This window comes from Actinophytocola sp. KF-1 (genome assembly GCF_054661535.1).
Window position 1 is genome coordinate 364,171 of the sequence record NZ_BAAFVK010000008.1, and the last position, 19,382, is coordinate 383,552.

The following is a 19,382-nucleotide window of genomic DNA, read 5'->3' on the forward strand; positions in this document are numbered from 1 at the left end:
TTGCGCGACACTGAGCGGCATGACCGCCGCGGACGTCGTCGCCCAGTTCTGCCTGCAGCTGCCGAGACTACGCCGCCTGGCCAGGGAGGAAGGGCGGGTCGCGGACCTGCAACGCCTGGTGGACGCGACGATCGCGGGCGAGGACGTGGCCGACCGGCTGGTCGAGCTGAGCCGCGAGGTCGGCGGCCCGGAGCTGCGGACCAGGGCCGTCGACGCGGACCTGGTCGGCGGCGGGCCGTTCGGTCCAGGACAGCCGGTCGGCGGCTGGTACGTCTGCCCGCACGGCCGGTGCGACCGGGCCGAACGCAGGGCGCCCGGCGGTCCGGTGCCGGAATGCCGCCTCGCGCCGGTTCCGCTCCTCTTCCAGGCGTGACGCCATGACGACGTTGCTGACCACGCTCGCGACCAAGCTGGCGGAGAAGTGGATGGCGCTGGTCGTGCTGCCGGGCCTGCTGCTGGTGGCCACGGTGTGCACCGGTCGTCTGCTGGGCCACGAGCACGCGCTGGACGCCGGGCACCTCGTCGACGAGGTCGGCCGCATCGGCGCCGCCGCGGGCGACGCCCCGGCGGCGACGCTCGCCGTCGCGCTGGTGGCGTTGCTGCTGGCGTCCGTCGCCGCAGGACTGCTGGCCCAGGCGGCGGGCGCGGCGCTGCGGTGGTCGTGGACGGTCGACCCGCGCACGTCCGGGAGGTTCGCGTCCCTGACCGCCCGCCGCCGCGACCGCTGGCACGAACTCGACGCGCGGTACGCGGCCGCGCGGGACGCCGAGGAAGCGGCGAGGTCCGATGTGGACGTTGCCCGCGCCGAGGGCGCCGCCGTGCGGGCGGCGGCCGGGCAACGCCTGTCCCGGGCCGAGGCCGCCGCGGCGGCCGCCGCCGCGCGCCGCAACCGGATCGCGCTCGCGGCGCCGAGCAGGCCCACGTGGATGGGGGACCGCCTCGCCGCCGCCGAGGTACGGGTGCGCAACCAGTACGGCCTCGACCTGGCGGCCGTCTGGCCCCGGCTGCAACTGGTCGTCCCGGACGCGGCCAGGGCCGACCTGCGCTCCGCCGCCGACGCGTGGAACAGCGCAGGTGTGCTGGCCGGCTGGGGCGTGCTCTACCTGCCGGTCACCGCGATGTGGTGGCCCGCGGCCCCGATCGGCGTGGCGGTCGTCCTCGTCGGCTGGCGCCGCGGCCGAGCCGCCGTGGCCGCGCTCGCCGACCTCGCCGAGTCCGCCGTCGACCTCCACGCGGCCACCCTCGCGACCCAGCTCGGCATGTCCCCGCCCCCGGGCGCCATCACCCCCGCGCTCGGCAGGCAGATCACCGAACAGCTCCGCAAAGGAACCTGACACACCGCGGCAACCCCCCCCCGCGATGCCCTGGCCGTCATGGCTACGCCAGGGCGCGGGCGAGTTCGCGGCGGCCGTTGATGCCGAGCTTCGTGTAGATGCGGCCGAGGTGGTTCTCCACGGTTTTCGGGGTGACGAACAGTTCCTGCGCGATCTCGCGGTTCGCGCGGCCGGTCACGGCGAGGTCGGCGACGCGGCGTTCGCTCGCGGTGAGTGCCTGGACGCCCGCGAACATGAGCTTCCTCGGGCGGTCGCCCACCGCTTCCAGTGCCGCGACCGCCCTGGTGCGCAAGGCGATCGAGCCGCATTCGGTGGCGAGGTCGATGCCGCGGTGCAGCGGGGCGCGGGCCTCGCCGCGGCGGCCCGCCACGCGCAGCGCCTCGCCGAGGTCGATCAGTGCGCGGGCCCGGTGCAGCCGGGCGGGGGAGCGTTCCAGCACCGCCACCGCTTCGGTCAGCAGCTCCAGCCGGTTGCCGGGATCGGCGTGTGCCAGGAGCCGCAGGGCGGCGCCGACTTCGGTCGGGGTGTTCCACGTGCGTGCGACGTCGACGAGTTCGCCGGCCAGGGTGTGTGCCGCACGTTCCTCGCCGAGCAGCATCAGGGCCCGGACGGCGGGCGCGCGCCAGGAGATCGTCGGCGGGTCGACGCCTGCCGCGCGCAGTTGGTCGCGTTGCTCGAACGCCTCGGCGCGTGCCAGTTCCGGGTTGCCGCGCGCGAGCGCGACACCGGCTCTCGGCTCGTGCAGCCAGATCGTCGGGAGCACCCTGGGCACGTCGGAGTGTTCGGCGTCGAACCGCGCCAGCAGCGCAGCGGCGCCGTCGACGTCGCCGCGTTCGAGCGCGCTGTACGCGCCGAAGTGCGACGCGGTGGCGCGCAGGGCGATCACGTGCGAGACGGGGTCCTCCGTGGACACCGCCGCGAGCACGCCCTCCGCCTCCGCCTCGACGAACGCGACGTTGCCCAGCTGCCAGTTGAGGAAGAGCGCCGGGTTGCACACCATGGCGAACTCGACGGGCGAGCCGTGCACGCGCACGCGCTGCTTGGCCCGCTCGATCTCGCGCCGGGCGTCGTCGAAGCCGTCGGCGGAGATCAGCGCCACCAGGGCCACCACCCACGCCACCATGGCGTCGGTGCTGCCGGTGGCGTCGTCGAAGTACGCGCCGCCCGCCAGCGCGCGCCGGGCCGTCGCCGCCACCTCCGCCGCGGGCCACACCTCGTAGCGGCCCGTCTGCGCCAGCAGTCCGAGCAGGGTGCGCTCGTCCGGGGTGGTGCCGGGCAGGGTGGCGTACCCGCGCAGGTGCGTGGACGCCTCCTGCCGCTGCTCGGGCAGGAACGACCTGATCACCGCGAGCCGCGCCTCCAGGTGCATCCGGCCCGCCTCCCGGTCACCGGCCGGGCGCGCGTCGATCGCCGCCCTCAGCTCGTCGATCGCGGCCCGCGGACCGTCGACGAGCGCGGTGGCCGACGCGGCGGCCGCGACCAGCTCGGCGTCCGGCAGCCCGTCCGCGGCGGCCCGCAGCTGGACCCGTGCCGCGCGCGCGTCCCCGGTGCGCAGCAGCGCACGCCCCCACTCGGCACGCAGCCCGGGGTCGTCCGGCCGTTCGCTCACCGCTCGCTCCAGGTGGCTCGCGGCGGTGGTGCCGTCGCCCGCGGCCAGCAGCGCCGCCGCCGCGCGGCGCAGCACCTCGACGGCGTCGGGCAGGGTGCCGGGGGGCGCGTGCACCAGGTGCACGGCGATCCGCTCCGCCGGCGCCCGGACCGCGCTGAGCTCGGCGGCGGCACGGGCGTGCAGCGCGGCACGCGACATCGGACCCAGGTCGGCCAGCACCGCCTCGCGCACCACCGGGTGCAGGAACGTGAGGTGCTCGCTGTCGTCGGCGAGCACGTGTGCCGCGACGAGCGCCTCGACCGCCGCCGGCAGGTCCGCGACGGCCACGTCCGCCACCGCCCCGGTCAGCCACGGGTCACCGCCGGGACCGAGCACGGCCGCCGCCCCCGCGAGCCGCACCGCGTCGGTGGGCAGCCTGCCCAGCGCCGCGCGGAACACGGTGCTCGGCCCGAGCGCGCCGACCCGTTCCGCGGTCGCGGCCCGGTCCAGCGGCAGGTCGAGCGTGTCCATCTCGTCGAGGAGAACCGTGGCGAGGAACGGGTTCCCGCCGCTGGCGTCGTGCAACGCGGTGACCACCTCGGCGGCGGGCCGCGCGCCGCGGGACGTCACCAGCGCGGCGAGCGCCGCACGGGTGAGGGGACGGGGCAGCATCCGCTCGGCGTGCCGCGAGTCGCTCAACAGGGCCAGCGGACCCGAGTTCTCCTGCGGCGGCCGGGTCGCCACGACCAGTGCGACCGGCAGGTCCGAGATCCGCCGGGACAGGTAGACGAGGAACCGCAGCGACGGCAGGTCGGCCCAGTGCGCGTCGTCCACCGTGATCAGCAGCGGCCGGGTGGCGGACAGGTCGACCGCGACCCACCACAGCGCGTGGAGCGTGCGTGCCAGCTCGGCTTCACTCGGGTCCGCCGCCGCGCCGTCGAGCGTGGCCAGGGCGGTGCCGAGCGGCCCGGCCAGGACCGCGTCGCGGTCTTCGCCCCGGTAGCGGGACACCGACCGTTCCACCAGCTGGCGGACCACACCCCACGGCATCGCGCTCTCCAGCGCGTCGCCGATCGCTTGCAGGCGCGTGAATCCGCGCTGTTCGGCCAGCGCGCGGCAGACCTGCACCAGCCGGGTCTTGCCGATGCCCGCCGTGCCCTCGATGACCACGACGCGGCCCTCGCCCCGGGTGGCACCGTCCAGCGCGGCGGCGATCCGCTCGAGCTCCCGGTCCCGCTCGAGCGTGTGGTCCTCCCGGTTCATCCGACCAAGCGTCTGAGCCGGTCGGGGTCGCGCAGCGGCCTGCCGTGCCCGAAGAGCACGAGGCTGGGTTTCAGGTCGGCCAGCCGCCGCATGGACTCGCGGTTGCGTTCGGCGTCCCACGTGAGGAACTTCGGCGGCCCGGAGACCCTCGGCATCCGGAAGAACACGTCGCCGCAGATCAGCACGCCGTCGTGCGCGCGCCACAGCGCGATGTGGCCGGGGGAGTGGCCTGGCACGTCCAGCACGGTGAACCCGGCGACCTCGTCGCCTTCCTTCAGCCCCTGCTTGACGGGGTGCGGCGGGGGCATCTTCATGTGCGACAGCAGTTTCGGCAGCCGCCCGGGTGCGCTGACCGGCGTCGCGGTCTCGATCGCCTCGATGTCGCGCTGCCCGGCCAGCAGCGGCAGGTCGAACTCCTCGCAGATGGCGTGGCTCGACCCGAAGTGGTCCGGGTGCGCGTGCGTGACCACGTGCGCGCTGATCCGCTGACCGCGCAGCTGGCGGGAGATCCGGCGGCGGGCCGCCGGTGTGCCCGCGTCGACGAGCACGTCCTCGACCAGATAGGCGTTGATCATGTGCGGTGGGCGGCCAAGCAGTTGGTGCACACCGGGTGCCAGCGGTCGCATCGGAAGATCGTAACCGGCCGGACACGCGCGGTGGAACCGCGCACTTGGGGGATCCCCCACGTCCCCCACCCCCGCGAAGTGAGGGACCGGCCCTCATGCCCTTGGGGGTGGCGCGGCGCGAGGGTGGTGCCAGCGCCGCCGGAACGGGCCGGCGGCGGACGAGGGGAGAGAGACCGATGAAGAAGGCGACCATGATCGCGGCGGCGGTGGCCGCGTTCACCATCGCGGGGACGGGCACGGCGGGGGCCGACTTCGGCACCCCGGCAGTGGACGTCGACACCGCGAAGGTGGCGCAGGCCCTCGACGCGGCGCTGGGGGGCGGGGCCACCGTCGGCTACGCCTACGCCATCACCGAGAACGGCAAGGTGGCGGCGATGGACGGGGGCGGCAAGGCGCGGATCGACAACAACGTCGACTTCACGCCGTACACCCGCATCGAGATCGCCAGTTCCACCAAGAACATCGTCGCGGCGGCGCTGCTCAAGCTCACCGAGGCGGCGGGGCTCACGCCGGACGCCAAGATCTGGCCCTACCTGCCACCGGACATGCGGACCGGGGCCCACCCGTCGTGGCAGCAGGTGACGATCAAGCAGATCCTCGGCCACTTCTCCGGGCTCGCGCAGCTGGTGGCGAACCTGAGCGACACCGAGAAGCTCAACGTGAACGCGCGCTACGACGGCGTCAAGTTCATGATGACCAAGCCGGTCACCCCGGACGAGTCCGACGACAAGTACGAGAACATGAACTACGCCTTCGCACGCGTGGTCATCGCCAGGCTGTGGCGCCTGACCGAGCCCGGCCGCGGCCTCCCGGACTGGATCGGGCCGAACTCCATCCCGTGGTCGATGTACTACGTCAACGAGAAGCTGTTCGCGCCCGCGGGCATCTCCTGGGTGAACTGCCTCGCGACGAACCTGGACACCGCGCCACACGCCTACGACCGCGACAACCTCGCGAGCGGTGGCGTGCTCTACCAGCTGTCGGGTACGAGCTTCGAGGCGTGCGCGAGCTACCGGGGGCTGCACATGTCGGCCGTGGACCTGGTCCGCTGGCAGGTCCACCTGCGGTACGGCACCATCGTGTCGCCGACCGTGCGCCAGTGGATGGACACCATGAAGCTGGGCTGGCGGCCCTACTCCTACGTGCCCGCCGGCGGCTACGTCCACGCGGGTGCCTACTCGCAGGACGGCACCCACCTCGTGTTCTCGTGCCACGGGAAGTTCGCGGGCAACGTGGAGGTCGCACTGGTCACCAACAGCGCGATCGGTGCGGGCAACGCGAACCCGTGCGTCGTGCTGACCAACGCGGTCAAGAGCGGTAGCTGAGCCCCGTTCCACGGGGACCGGGCAAGCGGCCCGCGGTCGACGACCGCGGGCCGCACGTCTGTGTCCTGGCTGAGCGGTGACCGCGTGGCGGCTGTGACGGCGCTGTTACCGGCCCTCCCTAGCGTCGCGGGTGCTTTGTCGTGCGGTGGGAGGATGTGCGATGCCGGGTGGTCGTCTCGTACGCGGTGCCGTGGCCGGTGTGGTCGCGGTCGTCCTGGGGCTGGCGGGTGCGTCCGACGGGCACGCCGCACCGGGACCGCACCCCGTCGCCTCGGTGCGGTACACGTTGGGGGACACGGCGTTCCGGGTGCCCGGCTTCCACTCGCTCGACCCCGAGACCGGCGAACCCGGCGACGTGGCAGGCCTCGAGCTGACCGCGGTCGTGCACTACCCGCGTGATCTGCGCGGCGGGCCGTACCCGCTCGTCGTGCTGTCGCACGGCATGTGGGAGACGTGCGCCGACCGCGCGGCCGGGCGGACGTGGACGGACGCCTCGTACCGGCTCTACGGGCCGGACCCGGTCCAGGACCCGGCGGAGCGCGCGCGGTTGGCGGCCACCGCCACGCGGGCGGGCGCCGCGCTGAACCGCTGGCCGTGCGCACCGGGCACCCCGCCGATGCCGAGCTACCGCGGCTACGACTACCTCGGCCGGGCGCTGGCCCGTGCGGGCATCGTGGCCGTGTCGATCAGCGCGAACGGCGTGAACGCCGGTGAACTGGGGCAGGCGGCCGACATGGCACGTGCCGCGCTGATCAACGAGCACCTGAGGATGTGGCGCGACCTGTCGGCGACAGGCGGCGGTGCGCTCGCGGGCCGGTTCACCGCCCTGGACAGCGGCAGGGCGGTGGCCGTCGACTTCACCGGGCGGATCGACCTGCGCCGGGTCGGCACCCTCGGGCACTCCCGCGGCGGGCGCGGCGTCATGTGGCACGCGTCCGACAACCACCGCGGCGACTGGCCCGCGGGCGTGACGGTGCGCGCCGCGGTGCCGCTCGCGCCCGCCGAGTACTACGCGCCCGACCCGGAGGCGCCGGAGAACCTCGACTACCGCGTGACCGGGCTGCCGTTCGCCGCGGTGACCGGCAGCTGCGACTACTCCGTCGGCGGTGGCCGCGACTACGTGGACAACGCGCGCGGGCGCACCACCGCGCCGCTCTACCTGTGGCAGGTGCACGGCGCGAACCACAACTTCCTCAACAGCCAGTGGTCCCCGCGCAGCGGCCAGGTCCTCGCGCACGACGACGTCCAGCAGACCTACGACTACTCCGGCGAGCCGCGGCCGCGGCCAGGGCACTGCGACGCGGAGGACGGCGGCGTCGACGCCCAGCTCACCGAAACCGGGCAGCGGCTGGTGACCACCACGTACGTGACCGCCTTCTTCCGCCGCCACCTGCTCGGCGACACCAGCGCCGACCCGGTCCTCACCGGACAGCGGCACCCACTCGCCCACATCACCACGGTCGACGTGGAAACGGTCCTGCCGCGATAGCCGGCGGTCGACCCCGCCGACGTGGGACACGCAGTGGGCGGTTTCGTCTGGTGGTTGCAACTTTCTTGGTAGTTGGAGTGTGGTGGCTGGGTTGTCGGGTGAGGACGGGTCGGCGGTGGTTCGCGCAGTGAAGTAGCCGGTAACGGCGGAGTCGTACCGGGCGGTCCAGGCCGGTCTGGCTGCCCGGGTGCGGGCGCGGCGCCCGAAACGATCGATCAGGCGATCGATGTCCAAGCCCGCAACGGGGCTGCATCGTGAGCTGACCTTGACCGCGGTCCGGCCGGACGCTGCGGAAACCGCAACGGCAGCCGCCCGCCAGCCCCGGATCCCCGGCATGATCCACACCAGTGGATGCCCGGCCGAAGCCGGAGACCGGGCGGTGCCCGGCCACTGGGCAGCTGACCTGATCCTCGGGAAGGCGAACCGGTCCGCGATCGGTACCCGGGTGGGGCGCTCCACCGGTTCGTGGTGCTGCTGCACCTGCCCGACGGACACGACGCGCGGCAGGTCCGGGACCGCATGATCGAGATCATCCAGACCCTGCCCACCCAGTCGCGCCAGTCGCTGACCCGGGACCGCGGCAACGAGATGGCCCGGCACGCCGAGATCACCCTGCAACCACCTCGTGGCCACCCGGGGACGACATGGTCACCGCCGTGCCGTCCACGGTTCGGACGCGTGCCGAGGTGCGGGGGAGCGGCCGCAGGTGGCCCGGTACGTCATGGTGGTCGAGGCCAACTACCTCGTTGATCCTCGGCGTCGGTGCCGGGCTGGCCGCGCTCGGCGTCGGCTACCGCCTCGCGTGGCCGGCGCGTGCGAGGCCGTGTGGGTGTACTGCGCGATGGGGTGGATCGTGTTCCGGCCCTGGACAGGTAATTAGGCAATTGCCATAATCCCTTCGTGCTCGACGTGGTCCTGATCAAGGCGCTCGCCAACGACAAGCGCCTGGCGATCCTGGAATGGTTGCGTGACCCTGAGCGGCACTTCCCGCCGCAGCGCGACGGCGACCTCGTGCGGGACGGGGTCTGTTCGCTGTTCATCGCCGACAAACTCGGCGTGAGCCAGCCGACCTGCGGCGAGCACATGAAGATCCTCAGTCAGGCCGGCCTCGTCCGCGGCAAGAAGATCAAGCAGTGGGTCTTCTACCGGCGCGACGAGGACCGGATCGCGGAAGCCAAGGAGTTGTTGAGCGGTGACTGGTGACGTCGCGGCGCCCGCGCTGGACCTGTACGAGCGGCTCGTGTCCGAACTGGACGCCGCGGGTGCGCGGTACCGGCTGATCGACCACGCGCCGGAAGGACGCACCGACGTGGTCAGCGCCCTGCGCGGACACCCCGTCGCCGCGGCGGCCAAGTGCCTGGTGGTCATGGTCAAGACCGGCAAGAAGCAGAGCCGGTACGTGCTGGCGGTGGTGCCCGGGGACGCGCGCGTGGACCTGCGGGCGGTGCGTGCGCTGCTGGACGGGACGTACGTGGCCTTCGCGGGCAGGGACAAGGCGGAGGAACTGGCGGGCAGCGTGAGCGGGACCGTGCTGCCGTTCAGTTATCACCCGCGCTTGGAGCTGATCGCCGATCCGGGGTTGTTCGCGGTGCCGGAACTGTTCTTCAACGCCGCGCGGCTGGACCGCTCGATCGCGTTGGCCACCGAGGACTACGCCCGGCTGGCGGCGCCTCGTGTGGCACCGATCGCCACCACCGACTGAACGGGTGCGGCCCGCGCAGTGCCATGTGGACGGCGGGCATCTCGCCGTCACCGTGTACGCCCTCGCCGACGCTGCCACCGTCTGCCGGAGTCGGCGCCGCCGCGCGGTCGTCGATGCCGAGCACTTCTGGGTGCCGCCGGCGGTCAGCTCCCGCCGGCGGTCGGGACGGGCGTGTCTCGGTACTTCAAGATGCCCTCGACACCGAGGAGGAAGGTCTCGCAGACCGGTGCCGGGTCGGTGAGGCAGCCCGCCGCCATCGCGCCGTCCCGGAGCATGACGAAGTGCCGTGCCGCGGGCTCGGGTGCCTGCTCCCCGGTGGCCGCCAGCAGTTCGGTGACGGTGTCGAGGAACCACTGCCGGTGGGCGAGCACGGCCTGGTGCACCGGGTGCGCCGGATCGGGGTACTCGGCCGCCGCGTTCAGGAACGCGCAGCCCCGGAACGCGGCCGACCGGATGTCGCGGGCAATGCCCTCCGCGACCGCGCGGACGGTGTCGTGGGCGGAGAGCCCGGCGGCGCGCGCGGTCGCCACCTGCGCGCGGATCGCCTCGTCGGCCGCGGTCAGGTAGGCGACCACGAGGTCGTCCTTGCCCGGGAAGTGCCGGTACAACGTCGCGCGGGTCACCGCCGCCTCCGACACGATGCGGTCGATGCCCACCGAGTGCAGCCCCTCGGTGTAGAAGAGCCGGCTCGCCGTCGCGAGCAGCCTGGACCGTGCCTCGGACACCTGTCACCTCCCGGTTCGTCCTGCTCACGGTAGCAGATAGAACGTTCGGTCTTGACGGTCTCGCCACCGCGGTGCCATGCTCAGCGAGACCGATCGTTCTATCTACTTGAGGAGAAGCATGAGCACGACCACCGCGTCCGGTGTGGGGTCCTCCCTGCGGCGGCTGTACCTCGTCCGGTTCGCCTTCGCCGTCGTCTGGGCCGGGCTGCTGTTCGCGACCGCGTCGAGTCTCGGCCCCGTCAGCGTCGCGCTGCTCGTGCTGTACCCGGTGTTCGACGTGGCCGCCGCGGTCGTCGACGCCCGGTCGTCGACCGGGACCAGGCCGGTCACGCTGCTGTACGTGAACGTCGCGATCAGCCTGGTCGCCGCCGCCGGTCTCGCCGTCGCCGCGGGCACCGGCATCCCCGGCGTGCTGCGGGTGTGGGGGAGCTGGGCCATCGTGTCGGGTCTCGTCCAGCTCGGCGTCGCCGTCGTCCGGCGTGGCACGGGCGGCCAGTGGCCGATGATCCTGAGCGGTGGGCTCTCCGCCGTGGCGGGCGCGACGTTCATCGCGCAGGCCGCGGGGGACGACCCGACGCTGGCGGTTCTCGCCGGCTACGCCGCGGTCGGTGGTGTGTTCTTCCTCGTTTCCGCGCTGCGGCAGGACCGCGGCGACGCCTGAACCGCCGTCGTGACGACATCTGGGGTACAGCATGGTGATCGGACTCCGTGACCGCCCCCGCGAATCACGACCCCGAATCTACCCAGGGGTGACGGGGAAAGCGTCACCCCTGGGTCGGAAATCAGGCGGGCACGGTCCACCTCTGGTTGGACCCGCCCGTGCAGGTCCAGATCTGCAGCCTGGCGCCGTTGGCGGTGTTGTTGTCCCGCACGTCGAGGCACTTGCCGCTGCCCACGTTGACGAGGTCACCACTGGACGTGTACGTCCACCGCTGGTTCCCGCCCCCGAAGCAGTCCCACAGTTGCACCGCCGTGCCGTCCGCGGTGCCGTTGCCGGTCACGTCGAGGCACTTGCCCAGGCCGCGGACCGTGCCGTCGGTGGCGAGGGTCCACTGCTGGTTCGGCCCGCCCGTGCACGTCCACATCTGCGGTTGGTTGCCGTTGGCCGTCGAGCCGTCGGTGACGTCCAGGCACTTCCCGCCCAGGCCGGTGACGGGGCCGGTGCGGGCGGGCGGGGTGGTGCCACCGCCCGGCCACGTGAACGTCGCCATCGCGCCGGCGGGGAGCTGGTAGCCGAACGTCTGACCGCCGTAGGAGACCTGGAAGTTCTGCGTGCCACCGCTGTTGACCGCGACCAGCACGATCGTGCCGTCCGGGTTGCGGAACGCCACGTTCTGGACGCCGCCCTCGCCGTAGCCGGTCGAGTCGATCCGCACCGCGCCCGGCCGCACGAACTTGCTGAGGTGGCCGAGGACGTAGTACTCGGCGTTGTAGGTGACACCACTGCCGTTCGTCGTCACCACGCCCATGCAGTCGGTGCAGCTGCCGATCACCGGGCCGTGGCCCGCGTCGAGCGCCATGTTCCACGTCGTCACGGTCCGCGCCCAGTTGCGCGTGGTGCCGATCGCGAGGTTGATGCCCTGCCACCGCAACGTGTCCCGGAACGTGGCCGCGTCGCTGCCCGACGACGTGCCGGAGCACTCGGTGAAGAAGATCTCCTTGCCCGGCTGGGCGGCGCGCACCACCGACTGTCCACTCGGGTTGCCGCCGTAGCAGTGCCACGCCGACCCGACGACGTTGCCGCCCGCGCCGCTGTTGACCTGCTGCGCGTAGCTCGTGTTGTCCCAGTTGTGGTCGTAGCCGAGCAGCCGGGTGCCGAGCCCGGCCGCGCGCAGCTTCGGCGCCAGGTTGTTGATGATGTTCACCTGCTGCTGGGCGGACATCAGCATGCCCGGGTAGCCGGGTGGGGAGAAGTTCGGCTCGTTCTGCACGCTCATGTAGTCGATCGGCGCGCCGGCGGCCCCGTACGCCTGCGCGAACTTGACGAGGTAGTCGGCGTACACGCCGATCTGGTCGTCACGCAGCGAGCCGCCGACGAGGTTGTTGTTCGTCTTCATCCACGCGGGCGCGCTCCACGGCGACGCCATGATCGACAGGCGCGGGTTCAACGCCTTCGCCTGCCGGACCAGCGGCAGGATGTAGGCGTTGTCGTGCGCGGTGGAGAACCGTGACAGCGCCGGGTCGGGCGCGCCGTCGTCGTAGGTGTAGAAGCTGCGCGAGAAGTCCGTGGCGCCGATGGGCTGCCGCAGCCAGCTCAGGCCGATACCCGTGCTCGGGTTGAACAACGCGTTCATGATCTCGTCGCGGCGCGGTGAGTTGAACACGTTCCACGCGGCGGCGTCGGTGAAGGACGCGCCGAAGCCGACCATCGACTGGTAGGTGGCGCCCGGGTGCACGGCGATCACCGGGCCGCTGCCGCCGGACCCGAACTCGACGTTCCCTTGCGGGCGCAACAGGTTCGCCCGGTCGCCGGTGGTGAGCCAGACGCCGACGGTCGGCGCAGCGGCCGCCGGGGTGGCGGGGATGGCGAGCAGCGCTCCCGCCGTGACCGCGACCGCGGCCACGACGACGGCACGCCGCCGGATTCTCGTTGTTGACATGACGCTCCTTGCAGGGTTGGGAGCAATCACCGCACGTCGGTGTGCGGCGAAGTCAGTCGTAGAGGCGCAGGTCGGCGATGCTCCACCAGTTCCCCGCCGCGGCGGTGGCGGTGATCCGCAGGTACCGGGCGCTGGTGCGGCGCACGTCGACGTCGGTGAGCTGGCCGACGCCGGTGCCGGTCGCGAGGGTGCGCCACGTCGTGCCGTCGTCGCTCGCCGACAGCCGCCACCCGCGGGCGTGGTCGCCGAGGTTGCCGCCGCTGTCGATCGCCACCCGGCGGAAGTGCGTGCGCGCGCCAAGAGCCACCTGCACGTACTGGCCGGGCGCCTGGCCCGTCCCGCTGGTCCAGCGGGTCGAGGCGTCGTCGTCCACGATCGCGTCCGCGCCGGTGCCCGTCGACGCGGTGGCGGTCGCCCCCGCCAGGGGCACGAAGTCCAGCCCGCTGTCGTGGACGCGCGGCCAGGTGAACGTCGCCAGCGCGCCGCCGGGCAGCGTGTACTCGAAGGTGCGGTCGCCGACGTCGACCGCGAACGTCCGCGGGTCGTCGTTCTCGTTGTGGACGACCAGCGCGGTGGAGCCGTCCGGGTTGCGGAACGCCACGTCCATGATCTGACCGTTCCACCCGGTGGTGCCGAAGGACGTGCTGGCGATCCGCCGGGCGCCCGGCCGCACGAACTTCGACAGGTGCCCGATCGTGTAGTACTCGGCGTCGGTGCGCACCGAGCCGTCCGGCAGGACCGTGACCAGGCCGGTGCACGTGCCGCAGCCGCCGAGGTGCGGGCCGCCGGTGCTGTCCAGCGCGATGTTCCAGTTGACCGCGCTGCGCGCCCAGTTGCGGGTCGTGCCGATGACGACGTTGCGGGCGTGCCAGGTCAGGGTGTCGCGGAAGACCTTCGCCTGCGGGTCGGTGGCGCCGCGCGAGCCGGAGCACTCGGTGAACCAGATCCCCTTGCGCGGGAAGGCGTCGTGCAGCGCGGTCTGCGCGCTCGGGTCGCCGTGGTAGCAGTGGTACGCGGTGCCGGCGAGCCAGCGGGCCGCCGGGGAACGCAGGAGCTGGTACGGGTAGTCGGTCTCCTCGTCGCCGTCGTTCGGGTGCGTCGCCCAGTTGTGGTCGTAGCCGAGGATCCTGGTGCGCGGGCTCGCGGCCCGCAGCTTCGGGCCGAGCGCTTCGATCACCTTCACCTGCTGCGCGACCGGCATGTCGGTGCCGGGATAGGCGTCCGGGGTGCGGTTCTGCGGCTCGTTCTGCACCGACAGGTAGTCGATCGGCACGCCCGCGCGCGTGTAGGCCTGCACGAACTTCACGAGGTAGCGGGCGTACGCGTCGTGGATCGCGGGGTCGTCCTGCAACCGCCCGCCGACGAGCGAGTCACCGGTCTTCATCCACGCGGGCGGGCTCCACGGCGTCGCCATGACCGTGAGCCCCGGGTTCAGCCGCTTCGCCTCGCGCAGCAGCGGCAGGATCGTGGCCTCGTCGTGGGCGATGCTGAAGTGCCGCAACGGGAAGTCGGTCTGCCCGGGTGGCACGTCGTCGTAGGTGTAGTGCTCCGCTGCGGCCGTGAAGTCCGAGGAGCCGACCGGCTGCCGCAGGAAGCTGACGCCGATGCCGTGCACCGGGTCGAAGAGCGCGCGCATGGTGCCGGCGCGGGCGGCGGGGGAGAGGCCGGCGAGCACGGTGGCCGACGAGGCGGTGATCGACGCGCCGAACCCGTCGACGGCCTGGTAGGCCCGGTCCGGGTCGACCACGATCGTGGGGTGCGGCGAGGGGGTCGTGCCGAACGTGACCGGCGGGCGCTCGGCCATCAGTTCGGCCCGGTCCGGCGTGGTCACCCACACCCTGGCCTGGGGCGCCTCCGGTCCGGCTGCGGCGGGCACGGCGACGAGGCCGAGCAGGAGGGTGGCGGTCGCGAGTCCACGAACGATCGTCGTCATCATCATCCTGTAACAGGGAATGAAGCACAATGAAACACGCTTTTGCATGATGAAACACCCGCGTGTTCGGTATCGTCAAGAGCCATGCCGGACAACCCGCGGGCGACCCTCCGCGACATCGCCGCGGAGACCGGTGTCTCGGTCGCCACGGTGTCCCGCGTGCTCAACGACCACGTCAACGTGGCGCCGCGAACACGCGACCTGGTGCTGAAGGCCGTCGAGCGGCGCAGGCTCCCCGCCGCCGCGCCGGTCAAGCAGCGCACCGTCTACGTCCGCTGCCCGTACGTGCTCACCGACTACTTCGGCCTGATCGTGTCGTCGATCGCGGAGGCGCTGAAGCGCCACGGACTGCGCCTGCTGCTGGACGCGGGCGAGTCCGGCCAGCACAGCGACGCGCTGCCCGGCCTGCCGGGGCAGGACGACGTCGACGCGGCGATCCTCATCCTGCCGCCGGAGGACGGGGAAGCGCTGGTCGCGTTGTCCCGCACGGGTTTCCCGTTCGTGGTGGTCGACCCGCGTACCCCGCCGCCACCGGACATCGCCGCCGTGTCCGCCGCGCACTTCTCCGGCGCGCGGGCGGTGGCGGACCACCTCATCGGCCTCGGCCACCGCGACATCGGCGTCATCGCGGGCCCCGAGGAGTGGCTGGCCGGCGACGCCCGCCTCGCCGGTCACCGCGCCGCGCTCGCCCAGGCGGGGATCCTCCTCACCGGGGACCGGTTGCGGCACGTCGAACCCACGACCGCCGAGGGACGGGCGGCCGCCGCCGAGCTGCTCGACCGGGCCCCGCGCCCGACCGCGATCGTCTGCTTCAACGACAAGGTGGCCGTCGGCACCCTCCAGGCCGCCCGCGACCGCGGCCTGCGTGTCCCGGAGGACCTGTCCATCGCCGGGTTCGACGACATCGACCTCAGCCAGGCGACCGACCCGGCGCTGACCACCGTGCGGCAGCCGCTCCAGGAGATGGGCCGCATCGCGGTCTCCCAGCTGATGCGCGTCCTCGACGGGCACCAGCCGGAGGCACTGCACATCGAACTGGCCACCACGCTGGTCGTCCGCGACTCCACCGCCCGCGCGCGCTGACGGACCGTCAGGCCCGCACCGCGTCCTGCGCCTCGATCAGGTCGAGGTCGCGGACGCAGAAGCGGTGGTGCTCGAAGGTCTCGTTGAGCACCGTGCGGAGGCACCGCAGTACCGAGCGGCCCCGGGCGTACGGCGGCCAGACGTCGTCGTCGGGCACCGGCGCGCGCTCCGCGAGCCGCTCCGCGGTGACCCCGTCGAGCCAGGCCTCGAGCTCGGCGGTCTGCGCGGCACGCACGCGCACGATCTCGTCGAAGGCCGGGTCGAGCGCGAGGTCGAGCCCGTGCGCTTCCCGGTAGGGCTCGACGGCCGGGCCGATGCCCATCGGCGTGAACAGCTCCGTCGCGCCCAGGCAGCAGCGGCGGAACCACGAGTCGTGCACGAAGACCAGGTGGCGCAACGTCTGCGCCGCCGACCACTCGTCGTGCACACTACGGCGCTCGATGCCGGGCGTGCGGCGGATCCGCTCGATCGTGGCGGCCCAGCCGGCGTGCAGCCTGCGCGCCGCCTCGCGCAGATCGGCGGGGTCGTCGGAGCGGACCAGCACCCGCACCGGATGCCGCCGGTCGAGCTCCGCCTCGACGTACCCGCTGACCTCGACACCGTTCACCACGAGGTTCGTGACGAGCCCGTCGATCACGGCGTCCTGCATGACGACGCCGATCATGCGTGCCCCGGTCAGATCGCACTCGCGGAACTCCGCGCCGTGCAGGTCCTCGTCGACGTATCGCGTCATGCGCCCATGCTAGGTCCGGGCACCGACAAGCCGGCCCGATGCCGGTTCGCCCACGGCGGCGCGGCCCGCGCGATCCCGCGCCGCGCCGGAAATTGGTTCGCGTCACCGGCTGTGCCCGCGTATCACTGCGGCATGGCCGACCAGCTCACGATCCGCACGCTCACCGACGCGGACCTGCCCGCCTTCAGCGAGGTCCTCGCGAGTGCCTTCCTGATCGACCACGGCGACGACTTCCTCGCCGAGGAGCGGACCGTGTTCGAGCCGTCGCGCAGCCACGCGGTGTTCGACGGCGAGACCATGATCGGCACGGGTCAGCTCCTGAGCCGCCGGGTCGTGCTGCCCGGTGGTGACGCGGTACGCGCCGGGGCGGTGACGTCGATCGGGGTCGCGCCGGGCCATCGCAGGCGCGGTGTGCTGAGCATGGTCATGCGCAGCCAGCTCGAACTCTTGCACGAGGCCGGGGAGCCGCTGGCGATCCTGTGGGCGTCGGAGGGCGGGATCTACGGGCGGTTCGGGTACGGCCTCGGCACCCAGCACGCCAGGATCGCGTTGCCGCGCGGCACCGCGTTCCGCCGGGACGTGGCCGTCGATCCCGAGCCGGTGCGCGAGCTGCCCCGCGAACGGGCGCTGCCGGTCGTCCGAGACCTCCACGACGAGGTCTGGCAGACCCGCGCGGGCAACCTGGACCGCACCGACGGCAGCTGGGCCTTCCACCTGTTCGACGCCCCGGCCCGCCGCCACGGCCAGACCGCGATGCGGTTCGTGGTGCACCCGCGGGCGTACGCCGTGTACCGCGCGAAGCCGGACTGGCAGGACCGCGGCCCCCGGACCACGGTGACCGTGCACGAGCTGACCGCCGCGACCCCGGCGGCGTACGCGGCGGTCCTGCGGTACCTGCTGGACATGGACCTCGTCGGCGAGGTCGTGCTCCGCGCGGGGGTCGACGAGCCGCTGGTGCACATGCTCGCCGACCCCCGCGCGGCGCTGCGCACGGTGTTCGACGGGCTGTGGGTGCGGCTGGTCGACGTCGACCGTGCGCTGGCGGCACGCAGGTACCTGGTCCCCGTGGACCTGGTGCTGGAGGTGACCGACGACGTGTGCCCGTGGAACGCGGGCCGGTGGCGCCTGGTGGCCGGGCCGGACGGCCGGGCCGAGGTCACCCGCACCGACGCGCCCGCCGACCTCGCGCTGGACGTGTCGGCCCTGGCGGTGGCCTTCTTCGGCGGGACCCGGCTGTCGACGCTGGCCGCCGCCGGCCGCGTCCGCGAGTGCCGCCCGGGGACGCTGTCCCCGGCGTCACTGGCGTTCCTCAACGACGGCGAACCGTGCTGCCTCGAACTGTTCTGACCCGCTGAACCCGGTCAGGACGCGGAGCGGCGGGCTGCCCTGCGGAGCAACGGCGACCGGCCGCCGTTCATGACCGACCAGATCTCGTGGCCGCGCACCCGCCACCCGGCGAGCAGCGCGTTGGCGGCGGCGAAGCCCGTCGTCGCGGCGCGTTCCATCAGCGCGACGGGCAGGTCGACCCGCACGAGGTCACCCGCCAGGACCAGTGCCGGGTCCGGTGTGGTGACCGCGGGACGGCGGGCGAAGCTGCCCGGCGCGAACAGCGGGCAGTCGGCGGCGAGGACCTGCTCGGCGTGGCGGACGCGCGCGTCCGCCAGCTCCGGGTAGACCGTGCGCATCTGCGCGGTCAGGTCGTGCAGCACCCGGTCCTCGTCGGCGTCGTCGGGCAGGGCGTAGGCGTGCAGTTCGACCACCGACCCGCCGGTCTCCTCCCGCCACGCGCGGGCCTCGTCCTCGAACAGCTCCAGCACGCTGACGTTGTCGAGCAGCCGGAACCCGCTCGTGCCGAGGAACGGCGGGCGCTCCGGCCGTGCCGGCCGGTCCAGCCACAGCCTGCTGACCAGGAACGGCGGTGTCGTGTCCAGCTCGCCGACGCGGGCCCGCCAGCCGGGGTCGCCGAGCGTGGGGGAGGCCGCGACCAGCCGCCGCAGTCCGCGGACGTCCGTGGCGAGCACCACCGCGTCCGCGTGGAGCCGCTCGCCCCCGGTGCCGACCGTGAACCCGGACGCGTCGCGCTCGACGGCGGACACGGCGGTGCCCGTCCGGACCTCCACGCCGAGGCGGGTGAGGAGGCGGCGCAGCGGGTGCCACAGCGTCGTCGGGTAGCCGTCCCGGGGGACGTCGAAGATCAGGCCCTCACTGGACCCGAGGAAGTAGATGTGGAACATCGTGGCGAGCTCGGCCGCCGACAGGTTCGCGGGGTCGGCGAAGAAGCTGCGGGAGAACACCTCGAACGCCAGGTGGCGGGCCGCGGCGGGGAATCCGACGTCGCGCAGGAAGGTCGTGGCGTCGACGGCGTCGAGCTCCGCGTACGTGCGGGGGACGGACACGTCGAACAGCCGGGCCGCGGCGACGGGGTTCATCCTGCGCAGGTCCGGGAGCGTGAACGTCTTGCTGCGCAACACGAATCCCGCCACGTTCCACGGCGGGGTGCGGGGGATGCGCGCGAAGCTCTCGGCCGTGCCGTCGACGTGCAGCAGCGGGTAGTCCGGCACCGGGCGCAGCACGTCCAGGTCCGGGGAGACACGCCGCAGCAGCGCGCGCAGGTTGTAGTACTGCCGGAAGAACGCGTGGAAGCCGCGCGTCATCGTGCGTCCCGGTCCCGATGACCAGCCGCGCAGCCTGCCGCCGAGGTCTGGCTCCCGCTCGAGCAGCCGCACCGCGACCCCGCGTTCCGCGAGGGCGACCGCCGCGGTCACACCCGCGATGCCGCCGCCGACGACGACCACGCGGGGCGGGCGCCCGAGGTGGCCGGCCGACGGGCGGCCGGGTGGTGCCGGGAGCACCTCGGCGTAGCGGTCCCGGCCCGGACGCGGCGGCGGTCCGGACGGCTCTCCACGCATCGGCAGCATCCACTGATGCTCGCAGGGCGTGCCGCCGTGCGCTGGGCGAAGGCCGCGGTCGCGCCGTCATGC

Annotated in this window: 16 protein-coding genes and 1 pseudogene; 10 read left to right on the forward strand and 7 right to left on the reverse strand. The window is 73.2% G+C overall.

The genetic code is table 11. The annotated features are described in order from the left end of the window. Positions 1-19 precede the first annotated feature (19 nt). Entirely contained in the window at positions 20-373 is a 354-nt protein-coding gene (locus ACYQ77_RS25645) for a hypothetical protein (protein WP_459715574.1), read from the forward strand. A 4-nt stretch (positions 374-377) separates the two neighbouring features. Beyond that, a complete protein-coding gene (locus ACYQ77_RS25650) occupies positions 378-1,334 on the forward strand; it encodes a hypothetical protein (protein ID WP_459715577.1) in 957 nt (318 codons plus the stop codon). A 43-nt stretch (positions 1,335-1,377) separates the two neighbouring features. Here ACYQ77_RS25650 and ACYQ77_RS25655 read toward each other — a convergent pair whose 3' ends face one another. After that, a complete protein-coding gene (locus tag ACYQ77_RS25655) occupies positions 1,378-4,185 on the reverse strand; it encodes a helix-turn-helix transcriptional regulator (RefSeq protein WP_459715580.1) in 2,808 nt (935 codons plus the stop codon). Then, entirely contained in the window at positions 4,182-4,811 is a 630-nt protein-coding gene (locus tag ACYQ77_RS25660) for an MBL fold metallo-hydrolase (protein WP_459715583.1), read from the reverse strand. Before ACYQ77_RS25660 ends, ACYQ77_RS25655 begins: the two co-directional genes overlap by 4 nt. Positions 4,812-4,987: 176 nt before the next feature. On the opposite strand from ACYQ77_RS25660, the gene ACYQ77_RS25665 reads away from it, so the two are divergent. From ACYQ77_RS25665 to ACYQ77_RS25685, 5 genes and pseudogenes are all read left to right on the forward strand, one after another. After that, complete coding sequence (locus tag ACYQ77_RS25665; RefSeq protein ID WP_459715586.1) at positions 4,988-6,136, forward strand: serine hydrolase domain-containing protein; 1,149 nt, start codon at positions 4,988-4,990, stop codon at positions 6,134-6,136. A 160-nt stretch (positions 6,137-6,296) separates the two neighbouring features. Further along, a complete protein-coding gene (locus ACYQ77_RS25670) occupies positions 6,297-7,625 on the forward strand; it encodes an alpha/beta hydrolase (protein ID WP_459715588.1) in 1,329 nt (442 codons plus the stop codon). 201 nt (positions 7,626-7,826) lie between these two features. Then, a pseudogene (locus tag ACYQ77_RS25675) lies at positions 7,827-8,240 on the forward strand (IS30 family transposase); the annotation flags it as partial. 285 nt (positions 8,241-8,525) lie between these two features. Then, positions 8,526-8,828, forward strand: coding sequence for an ArsR/SmtB family transcription factor (locus tag ACYQ77_RS25680; RefSeq protein WP_459715591.1), 303 nt, complete (start codon positions 8,526-8,528; stop codon positions 8,826-8,828). Then, positions 8,818-9,327, forward strand: a complete 510-nt coding sequence (locus tag ACYQ77_RS25685) for a YbaK/EbsC family protein (RefSeq protein WP_459715593.1) — start codon at positions 8,818-8,820, stop codon at positions 9,325-9,327. Before ACYQ77_RS25680 ends, ACYQ77_RS25685 begins: the two co-directional genes overlap by 11 nt. A gap of 143 nt (positions 9,328-9,470) precedes the next feature. Here ACYQ77_RS25685 and ACYQ77_RS25690 read toward each other — a convergent pair whose 3' ends face one another. Beyond that, positions 9,471-10,052 (reverse strand): TetR/AcrR family transcriptional regulator, encoded by a 582-nt coding sequence (locus ACYQ77_RS25690; protein WP_459715595.1) that lies wholly within the window; start codon positions 10,050-10,052, stop codon positions 9,471-9,473. Between the two features lie 118 nt (positions 10,053-10,170). On the opposite strand from ACYQ77_RS25690, the gene ACYQ77_RS25695 reads away from it, so the two are divergent. Beyond that, a complete protein-coding gene (locus tag ACYQ77_RS25695; protein WP_459715598.1) occupies positions 10,171-10,713 on the forward strand; it encodes a hypothetical protein in 543 nt (180 codons plus the stop codon). 121 nt (positions 10,714-10,834) lie between these two features. Here ACYQ77_RS25695 and ACYQ77_RS25700 read toward each other — a convergent pair whose 3' ends face one another. Both ACYQ77_RS25700 and ACYQ77_RS25705 read right to left on the reverse strand, forming a co-directional pair. Next, positions 10,835-12,652: a ricin-type beta-trefoil lectin domain protein gene (locus ACYQ77_RS25700; protein WP_459715600.1), complete on the reverse strand. Its 1,818-nt coding sequence runs from the start codon at positions 12,650-12,652 to the stop codon at positions 10,835-10,837. Positions 12,653-12,704: 52 nt separating this feature from the next. Next, positions 12,705-14,585, reverse strand: a complete 1,881-nt coding sequence (locus ACYQ77_RS25705; RefSeq protein ID WP_459715603.1) for a discoidin domain-containing protein — start codon at positions 14,583-14,585, stop codon at positions 12,705-12,707. 84 nt (positions 14,586-14,669) lie between these two features. Here ACYQ77_RS25705 and ACYQ77_RS25710 point away from each other — a divergent pair, with 84 nt between their 5' ends. Next, entirely contained in the window at positions 14,670-15,668 is a 999-nt protein-coding gene (locus ACYQ77_RS25710) for a LacI family DNA-binding transcriptional regulator (protein WP_459715604.1), read from the forward strand. 7 nt (positions 15,669-15,675) lie between these two features. On the opposite strand, the gene ACYQ77_RS25715 is transcribed toward ACYQ77_RS25710, so the two are convergent. After that, a complete protein-coding gene (locus ACYQ77_RS25715) occupies positions 15,676-16,401 on the reverse strand; it encodes a DinB family protein (RefSeq protein ID WP_459715607.1) in 726 nt (241 codons plus the stop codon). 132 nt (positions 16,402-16,533) lie between these two features. On the opposite strand from ACYQ77_RS25715, the gene ACYQ77_RS25720 reads away from it, so the two are divergent. Then, entirely contained in the window at positions 16,534-17,748 is a 1,215-nt protein-coding gene (locus ACYQ77_RS25720) for a GNAT family N-acetyltransferase (protein WP_459715610.1), read from the forward strand. 14 nt (positions 17,749-17,762) lie between these two features. Here ACYQ77_RS25720 and ACYQ77_RS25725 read toward each other — a convergent pair whose 3' ends face one another. Beyond that, the gene (locus ACYQ77_RS25725) at positions 17,763-19,319 is read right to left on the reverse strand and encodes an FAD-dependent oxidoreductase (RefSeq protein ID WP_459715613.1); all 1,557 of its coding nucleotides are present in this window, start codon (positions 19,317-19,319) and stop codon (positions 17,763-17,765) included. Between the last annotated feature and the right edge of the window lie 63 nt (positions 19,320-19,382).